8 protein-coding genes are annotated in these 8,716 nt (G+C 72.5%); all 8 read left to right on the forward strand.

The genetic code is table 11. The annotated features are described in order from the left end of the window. The first annotated feature begins 227 nt into the window (after positions 1–227). The gene (locus ACI79U_RS19390) at positions 228–905 is read left to right on the forward strand and encodes a nuclear transport factor 2 family protein (RefSeq protein ID WP_457070419.1); all 678 of its coding nucleotides are present in this window, start codon (positions 228–230) and stop codon (positions 903–905) included. 121 nt (positions 906–1,026) lie between these two features. Beyond that, the gene (locus ACI79U_RS19395) at positions 1,027–2,010 is read left to right on the forward strand and encodes a DODA-type extradiol aromatic ring-opening family dioxygenase (protein ID WP_457070421.1); all 984 of its coding nucleotides are present in this window, start codon (positions 1,027–1,029) and stop codon (positions 2,008–2,010) included. A gap of 28 nt (positions 2,011–2,038) precedes the next feature. Continuing rightward, the gene (locus ACI79U_RS19400; protein ID WP_457070423.1) at positions 2,039–2,881 is read left to right on the forward strand and encodes an ABC transporter ATP-binding protein; all 843 of its coding nucleotides are present in this window, start codon (positions 2,039–2,041) and stop codon (positions 2,879–2,881) included. Beyond that, positions 2,874–3,590 carry an ABC transporter ATP-binding protein gene (locus ACI79U_RS19405; protein ID WP_457070425.1) on the forward strand — a complete coding sequence of 239 codons (717 nt, stop codon included), beginning with the start codon at positions 2,874–2,876 and terminating at the stop codon, positions 3,588–3,590. The genes ACI79U_RS19400 and ACI79U_RS19405 overlap by 8 nt, the downstream gene beginning before the upstream one ends. Positions 3,591–3,603: 13 nt before the next feature. Further along, the gene (locus ACI79U_RS19410) at positions 3,604–4,530 is read left to right on the forward strand and encodes a branched-chain amino acid ABC transporter permease (RefSeq protein ID WP_457070427.1); all 927 of its coding nucleotides are present in this window, start codon (positions 3,604–3,606) and stop codon (positions 4,528–4,530) included. Continuing rightward, entirely contained in the window at positions 4,527–5,738 is a 1,212-nt protein-coding gene (locus ACI79U_RS19415) for a branched-chain amino acid ABC transporter permease (RefSeq protein ID WP_457070429.1), read from the forward strand. The genes ACI79U_RS19410 and ACI79U_RS19415 overlap by 4 nt, the downstream gene beginning before the upstream one ends. Before the next feature lie 35 nt (positions 5,739–5,773). Continuing rightward, the gene (locus tag ACI79U_RS19420; protein ID WP_457072821.1) at positions 5,774–7,093 is read left to right on the forward strand and encodes an ABC transporter substrate-binding protein; all 1,320 of its coding nucleotides are present in this window, start codon (positions 5,774–5,776) and stop codon (positions 7,091–7,093) included. Between the two features lie 277 nt (positions 7,094–7,370). After that, entirely contained in the window at positions 7,371–8,588 is a 1,218-nt protein-coding gene (locus ACI79U_RS19425) for a DUF222 domain-containing protein (protein ID WP_457072633.1), read from the forward strand. Positions 8,589–8,716: the final 128 nt, after the last annotated feature.

The following is an 8,716-nucleotide window of genomic DNA, read 5'->3' on the forward strand; positions in this document are numbered from 1 at the left end:
CGCTCCGAACCCGTTGCGGAACGGCGTCATGACCCGGGAGCACGCCCCTGAGCAGCGATTTCTCCCGGCCCAGGCGGACCGCGGGGTGGCCGGCAGGCGAGGGTGGGCAACCGTGGGACGGAAGACGTTGGGCGAATCGTTGACGGTGACCAGCGTCACGCCTACGTTCCCCGGTGCCCCCACACCGCACCTGGCAGCGCCGCCGATGGCGGCCGGAGGTCCCCCTGATGACAGACCAGATGGCAGCGCTCGAGGCCCGCATCGCCGAGCTCGAACAGCGGCTCACCCGCACCGAGGACGAGCAGGCCATCCGCCGGCTCCAGTACCAGTACGGCTACTACCTGGACAAGACCCTCTACGAGGAGGTCGTGGAGCTCTTCGCCGACGACGGCGCCGAGGTCCACTTCCTGCACGGTGTCTTCCACGGCAAGGAGGGCGTCCGGCGGCTGTACGTCGGCCGCTTCATGAACAAGTTCGCCGACGGGCACAACGGCCCCCGCTACGGCCGGCTGCTCGACCACCCGCAGATGCAGGGCGTCATCACCGTCGCCGAGGACGGGCTCAGCGCCCGGGGCCGGTTCCGCTCGATCATGCAGGCCGGCAACCACGAGACCGTCGAGGGCTTCCGCCAGTGGTGGGAGGGCGGCATCTACGAGAACCAGTACGTCAAGCAGGACGGCCAGTGGCGGATCAAGGTGCTGAACTTCCGCTCGCTCTGGCAGGGGCAGTTCGACCAGGGCTGGTCCAAGGCGCCGGTCGAGTACGGCGGCTACCTCACCGAGACCTACCCGGCCGACCCCAACGGGCCCGACGAGATCGTCGACGACTGGGGGATGTTCCCGCGCACCGAACTGGTGCCCTTCCACTACCAGCACCCGGTGACCGGCGAGACGGTCACCGGCTGAGCCGGTCCGCCCGCGGTCCCTCCCCGTCCGCTGCGCCGTCCGGTCCGCTGCCCCGGACCGGACGGCGTCTCCCAGCCCGGCCCGGCGGACCCGGGCAGCCCCGCCACCTCCAGGAGCGTTCATGGCCACCATCGTCGGCGCCATCGGCACCTCGCACAGCCCCATGCTGCTCACCAACCCCCGCCTGTGGCGGGAACGGGCGGCCCAGGACCGCGGCAACAAGGAACTGCACGACACCAGCGGCCGGCACGTCACCTTCGACGAGCTCTCCGCCGCGGTCGGCGACCGCTACGCCGACCAGCTGACCGACGAGGTCTGGGAGCAGCGCTACACAGCCTGCCTGCAGGGCATGGACCGGCTGGCCGCGGACCTGGCGGAGCTGCGGCCCGACGTGCTGGTCGTGATCGGGGACGACCAGGAGGAGGTCTTCGACGCGACCAACCAGCCCTCGATGGCGATCTTCTGGGGCGACACCTGGGAGACCGGGACCATGGAGGGCGCCCCGCCCGGGGAGTTCTTCGACAGCGTCAAGACCGGCTACGCGATGGACGCCGTCCACCGGTTCGCCGGCCACCCGCAGCTGGCCCTGGACGCCATCACCGGGTTGGTCGCCCGCGAGTTCGACGTCGCCAGCGTCGCCAGCACCCCGCCGGGGCACGGCTTCGGGCACGCCTACGGCTTCATCATCGCGCGGCTGCTGGGGGAGCGGAGCGTGCCGGTGGTCCCGGTCATGCTCAACACCTACTTCCCGCCCAACCAGCCCTCCAGCAAGCGCTGCTACGACTTCGGCAAGGCCCTGGGCGCGGCGCTGGAGGCCTCCCCGGTCGACGCCCGGGTGGTGCTGGTGGCCTCCGGTGGGCTCAGCCACTTCGTCGTCGACGAGGAGCTCGACCGGCGGGTGCTCGACGGCATCGCCCGCCGGGACGCCGAGGCGCTGCGCGGCCTCCCCGACCACCTCCTCAACGCCGGCTCCTCCGAGATCCGCAACTGGGTCGCGGTGGCCGGGGCGATGCACGACCGCGAGGTGCTCTGGTCGGAGTACGCCCCCTGCTACCGCACGGCGGCCGGCACCGGCTGCGGCATGGGCTTCCTGCGGTGGCAGTGAGCCCGGCGCGGATCCGGGTGGCCACCCGGTGACCGGGGCCACCGCGGTGCTGCCGGGCGGCGGGACGGCGCCCGTGCTGCGGGTGCAGGACGTCACGGTCCGCTTCGGTGGCGTCGTCGCCCTCGACGGGCTGTCCTTCGACGTCCCGCGCGGGGCGATCTGCGGGCTGATCGGCCCCAACGGTGCCGGGAAGACGACGATGTTCAACGTCGTCAGCCGGGTCTACGACGCCAACGCGGGGCAGGTGCTGCTCGACGGCACCGACCTGCTGGCGCTGCCGGCGCACCGGATCGCCGCCGTCGGCGTGGCCCGCACGTTCCAGAACCTCGCGCTGTTCCCGACGATGACCGTGCTGGACAACGTCGCCGTCGGGGCGCACGCCCGGGGCCGCGGGGGCTGGCTGCGGGCCGCCCTGCGGCTGGGTACCCGGCGCACCGACTCGGCCGCCCGGCGCGAGGCCATGGAGCTGCTGGACCGGCTGGGCCTGGCGGCGCTCGCGCTGCGCCCGGTGGCCGGGCTGCCCTTCGGCACGATGAAGCGGATCGAGCTGGCCCGGGCGATGGCCGCCCGCCCGAAGCTGCTGCTGCTCGACGAGCCGGCCAACGGGCTCACCCACGCCGAGGTCGAGGAGCTCGGCGCGGTGATCCGGTCGCTGCGCGACGACTTCACCCTCTCGGTCCTCCTGGTGGAACACCACATGAAGCTGGTCATGAGCATCAGCGACCGGGTCACCGTGCTCGACTTCGGCCGCCGCATCGCCGACGGCACCCCCGACCAGGTGCAGCGCGACCCCGCCGTCATCGAGGCCTACCTCGGTGGTGGCGCGGACTCGGGCGCGGCGGCCGCGGACGGAGGGCGGCACCGTGGCTGAGCCGCTGCTGCAGCTGTCGGGCGTGCACGCCTCCTACGGGGAGGTCGCCGTCCTGCACGGCATCGACCTGGAGGTGCACGCCGGGGAGGTCGTGGTCCTGCTCGGCGCCAACGGGGCCGGCAAGACGACGACGCTGCGGGCCATCTGCGGGATGGTCGGCACCCGCGGGTCGGTGAAGCTGGCCGGCACCGAGCTGGTCGGCCGGCCGACGGAGTGGATCGTGCGGCGCGGGATCTCCCACGTGCCCCAGGGGCGCGGCGTGTTCGGCGTGCTCAGCGTCGAGGAGAACCTGCGCGTCGGCGCCTGGAACCGCAAGGACACCCGGGGGATCGAGGCCGACATCGCCCGCTGGTACGAGGTGTTCCCCCGGCTGGCCGAGCGGCGCGGCCAGCTCGCCGGCGGGATGAGCGGCGGCGAGCAGCAGATGCTCGCCATCGCGCGCGGGCTGATGGCCCGCCCGCAGCTGCTGCTGCTGGACGAACCGTCGCTGGGGCTGGCCCAGATCATCACCCGCGGGCTGTTCACGCAGCTCGAGGACATCAACCGCGAGGAGTCCGTCGCCATGCTCATCGTCGAGCAGAACGCCGAGCTCGCCCTCTCCTTCGCCCACCGCGGCTACGTCATCGAGTCCGGCTCGATCGTGCTGCAGGGGACCGCGGAGCAGGTGCGGGGCAACGAGGACATGCGCCGCGCCTACCTCGGCTACTGAGGGCGGTGCCGACGTGTCACCCAACATCGACAACCCCGCCTACCTGCTGCAGCTGCTCACCGGCGGGCTGACCAACGGCGCGCTGTACGCACTCGTCGCCCTGGCGGTGGTGCTGGTCTACAAGACCACCAGCCACATCAACCTGGCCCAGGGCGAGATGGCCGTCCTCGGCGCGTTCGCCGTGTTCGAGCTCACCCGGAACGGGGTGCCGGTGTGGATCGCCATCGCGATCGCGCTGGTGCTGTCGTTCCTGCTCGGCGCCGGCCTGGAGCGCGGCCTGATCCGGCCGCTGGAGCGGCGCGGGGTCTTCCCCGTCGTGCTGGCCACCCTCGCGCTGTTCCTGATCATCAACGCCGGGGTGGCGATCGTCTGGGGCACCCAGCCGGTGCGCGCGCCCCGCCCGTTCCCCGGTGCCGTGGAGGACAAGATCGACGTGCTCAGCGGCCCACCGCCGTTCTTCCTCACCTACGTCTCGATCGGCGTGCTGGCGACCCTGGTCGTGCTGCTGCTGGGCCTGTGGCTGCTGCTGGAGAAGACCAAGCTGGGGCTGGGCTACCGCGCGGTCGCGGCCAACCGGGAGGCCGCCGAGGTGATGGGCATCCCAGTGGGCCGGATGTACCTGTTCGGCTGGGGCATCGCCGCGGCGCTGGGCACCCTGGCCGCCGCCCTGGTGGCCGAGACCGCCGGCACCCTGGACTTCAACTCGATGGGGGCGATCCTCATCTTCGGGCTGGCCGCGGCCACCCTCGGCGGCTTCGACAGCGTGCCCGGGGCCGCCGTCGGCGGGCTGGTCCTCGGCCTGGTCATGTCGTTCGTGCCGGGCGTGTTCACCATCATCGAGGGCGACCTCAGCCTGATCATCGCCCTGCTGGTGGTGCTGGTCGTGCTGCTGGTGCGGCCCCAGGGCCTGTTCGGCACCAAGACCCTGGAGCGGGTGTGAGCAGCCCGCGCGTGGTCCTCGAGGGCTCCCGGGCCCACCGGCTGTGGCAGGGCAGCGGGTTGCTGCTCGCCGTCCTCCTCGTGCTGGCCCTGCCGTTGCTGCTCGGCGACTTCCGGATCGGCCAGTTCAGCCTGGTCGTCGCCTACACGGTGGCGGTGCTGGGGCTGAACCTGGTCACCGGCTTCAGCGGGCAGATCTCCCTCGGGCACGGGGCGTTCTTCGGGCTCGGCGCCTACACCACCGCCATCCTGGTCACCGACCACGGCTGGGCGTGGGCGGCCACCGTGCCGGTCGCCGCGCTGCTCGGGCTGGCGCTGGGCTTCGCCGTCGGCGTGCCGGCGCTGCGGCTGCACGGCCTGTACCTCGCGGTCATCACCCTGGCCGTCGGCGTCGCGTTCCCGGTCGTGGTGAGCCAGCCGGTCGGGCTGGCGCTGGGCAGCGGGGGCATGGCCGGCAAGGTCGCCCGCATCTCCTGGGACAAGCCGGCCTGGTTCGGGCTGGACGTCACCGACCGCGGGTGGACCTTCCTGGTGATGGCCGCCATCGCCGGGGCGCTGTGCTGGCTGGCGACCGGGCTGGTGCGCAGCCGGGTGGGGCGGTCGATGGTCGCGCTGCGCGACAACGGCACCGCGGCCGCCGTCTCCGGCATCTGGCCGGCGGAGGTCAAGACGGTGGCCTTCGCCGTCAGCGCCCTCTACGGCGCGATCGGCGGCTCGCTGTACCTGCTCACCACGCCGATCGTGAGCCCGTCCACCGTCGGGTTCACCATCACGCTGCTGTTCATCACCGCGATGGTGCTGGGCGGGGCCGCCACCGTCTCCGGTGCCTGGATCGGCGGGCTGGCGATGGTCTTCCTGCCCTACTACACCGCCGAGTGGGCCGGGCAGCTGCCGGTGCTGCGCAGCATGACCGACCAGCCCGGGCTGTTCGCCAACGTGATCTACGGGCTGATCCTCATCGTCTTCATCTACTTCGTGCCCAGCGGCCTGGTGCCGCTGCTGACCCGGCTGCGCACCCGCGTGCTGGTCATCGTCCCGCCCGAGGCGGCCGCCGCGGCCGGCTCCGGCAGCAACACCACGCCCGGCGAGCCCGACGGCGGGCTCGCCGGCCCGACCCCGGCGATCGGTGGGCCCCCCGCGCCACCGGCCCCGGAGACCGTGCCACCCCCGCCCCACGAGCCCGGGCAGCCTGCCCGGGTCCGCCCGTAGCTAGGAGAGACTCAATGACGAGAACACCCCGCTCCGTGGCCCTGGCGAGCGCCGGACTGCTGCTGCTCGGCATGGCCGGCTGCGGCAACAGCCGCAGTGAGAGCGCCTCCTCCGGTGGGGGCGGCGGCGCCTCCGGCGGCACCGACGGGCAGTTCGCCGTCGACGCCGGCGCCTGCCCCGCCGACGCCACCGAGCCGCTGGCCGACGGCGAGCCGATCGTGGTGGGCACCAGCCAGCCGCTCAGCGGTCCGCTGGCCGTCGCCGGCGGGGCCAACGTCTCCGGCATCACCGCCTACTTCCAGAAGATCAACGACGAGGGCGGCATCGACGGGCACGAGCTGCAGCTGGTCAGCAAGGACGACGGGTACGACGCCGCCCGCGCGGTCACCAACGCGCAGTCCTTCACCGGTGAGGAGCAGGTGTTCGCCACCGTGGCGCAGGTCGGCACCCCGCAGATCAGCGCCACCCAGGCCATCTACGAGGCGGCCTGCGTGCCGCAGCTGTGGACGATCACCACCGGCCCGATGTTCACCGACCCGGTCGGTCACCCGTGGACCATCAACGGCATCCCGCCGGCACCGGTGGAGGCCAAGGCGATCGTCGACCACATCGCCGAGCAGGTGCCGGGCGGGACGGTGACCGAGATCAAGGGGTCCGACGCGCTGTCCGAGGACTTCCACGCCGCACTGCCCGACCTGGCCGAGGAGGCCGGGCTGACCGTGCAGGAGGCGCAGACCATCCCGGCCGGCGCCACCAACATCGACGCCCAGATCTCCGCCGCCGTGGCCGGCTCGCCCGACGCGATCGTGCTGGAGGCGCTGCCCAACTACGCGCCTGGGTTCCTCACCGGGCTGGCCCGGGCCGGGTACGACGGCCTGGTCGTGCTCAACTCCTCGGCCAACGCCGCCAGCCAGTGGGTCACCCCCACCGACCCGGCCGGTGAGGGCGCCGTCGTCCCGCTGTTCCGCAAGGACCCGGCCGACCCGCGGTGGGCCGACGACCCCGCCGTCCAGGAGTACCTGGCCGACATGGCCGCCGCCGGCGAGGAGGCGGCCGCGCCGCTGGGCAACGCGCTGGACGGCTACGGCTGGGCCGAGCTGCTGGTGCAGAACCTCCGGGACGCCGCCGAGATGGAGGGCGGGCTCACCCGGGCCAACGTGATGAACGCCGCCTGGAACATGGACATCTCCCGGCCGCTGATGTTGCACCCGGAGCAGACCACCTCCGGCCCCGAGGACCCGGTGCTGAGCGAGGCCGGGGAGATGGGCGCCTACCGGGTGGACACCGGGGGCTGGGAGTCGGTCGGGGAGTGGGACTACTCCGGCGAGAGCGTCGACCTGATCGAGCAGAACTGACCACACCGCAGGGCTGAACGACGCCGTCCCGCCGGTCACCCCGGCGGGACGGCGTCGTGTCGGTCGGGTGAGCCGGTCGCATGATCGCCGCCGTCGTCAAGGTGGTGGCGGATCTGTGGACAGGCGTCTGACCTGCGGATTCGACTGGTGAGCGAGGACGTGGCCCGCTAGAATTCGAACGTACGTTCGGATCGGTGGGGAGGTGTCCGTGAGCGACTCGACGACCCTGGACGCCCCTGCTGCGGACGTTGCGCCGAACGTGGTGGCCGAGCTCCCCGTGGAGGAGTCTCCCGGTCTCGACCTGCTGTCTGCGCTTGATGCGCTGGCAGGTGAGCAGCTGCACGGGCTCTCGGGTGGTGCGGTGCTGGACCGGACGGCGGTGCTGGTGGCTGCGCGGAACCGGTTGGACGCCGAGCTGACCCGTACGGTGCGGCACGCGGAGAGTGCGCAGGCCGCGGAGCACGACGGGTTGAAGTCGATGCGGTCGTGGTTGATCGGGCACGTGCGGCTGGCGCCGGCCGAGGCGTCGCGGATCGTGCGAGCCGGTCGAGTGCTGGAGTCCTTCCCGGTGCTGGCGACGGGCTTCGCGGCGGGGGAGGTGAGTGCGGCGCAGGTGAACGTGGTGGCGGAGAAGGTGGGGCCCGGTGAGGTGGCCCGGGCTCACGGGCAGGGCATCGAGCTGGGCGCCTTCGACCACACGTGGGCGGCGATCGCGGCGGGGGCGCCGCATGAGTCGTTGAAGGCCGCGGTTCAGCTGTTCGCCGAGGCACTCGAGCCCGACGGGCCCGAGCCCGATCCCACCGAGGGGCGGCGGTTGAGCATCGCCAAGCACGCCGACGGCAGCGTCACTGGCCGGTTCGACCTCGATGCGGTGGGTGGGGAGAAGGTCCAGGCCGCGATCGAGTCGATCGTGCAGGCCAACCGGCCCAGGGGTGACGTGCGCACCCGCGCCCAGCAGCAGGCCGATGCGTTGGTGCAGCTGTGTGACAACCAGCTGGCGAGCGGCAACCTGCCGACGCTGCGGACGGTCAAGCCGCACGTCGTGGTGGGCCTGGACATCGAGGACCTGGTCGATCCGGCCACCGGCGCCCGTGCGGCCGAGCTGGGGTTCGGGGCGACGATCTCCGCCGCCCGCGCCCGCTACCTGGCCTGCGACGGGAGCATCTCCCGGATCGTGATGGGCCCCGACGGCGTGCCGCTCGATCTCGGCCGGGACCACCGGGTGGTCACCCCCGGGTTGCGCAAAGCGGTCGAGCGCCGGGACAAGAGCTGCGTGTTCGCCGGTTGCGGCGCCCCGACCTGGTGGTGCGACGTCCACCACCTCATCCACTGGCTCCACGGCGGCGAGACCAACCTGGAGAACTCAGCGCTGCTGTGCGAGCGGCACCACACCAAGGTCCACCACGGGTTCCGGGTCGAGCGACAACCCGATGGCCCATGGCGCACCTGGCGCCCGGGCGGCACCGAGATCCTCATCGGACCACTCCTCGACTAGTTGTACTGAGCAGGACCGTTGTTGACGCGGGAGCGACCTCCGGGTCGGGTGGAGCTGTCTGACGGCATCCATTCCGACCGCGGAGGTCGCTCGTGTCCCACGCTAACGCCCGACTGACTCCGGCCGGG

Source organism: Modestobacter sp. SYSU DS0904, from assembly GCF_054051115.1.

What these genes read in the sequence shown, in the direction of transcription:
- ACI79U_RS19395 (WP_457070421.1), top strand. Translation starts at nt 1,027, where the DNA reads ATGGCCACCATCGTCGGCGCCATCGGCACCTCGCACAGCCCCATGCTG.
- ACI79U_RS19390 (WP_457070419.1), top strand. Translation starts at nt 228, where the DNA reads ATGACAGACCAGATGGCAGCGCTCGAGGCCCGCATCGCCGAGCTCGAA.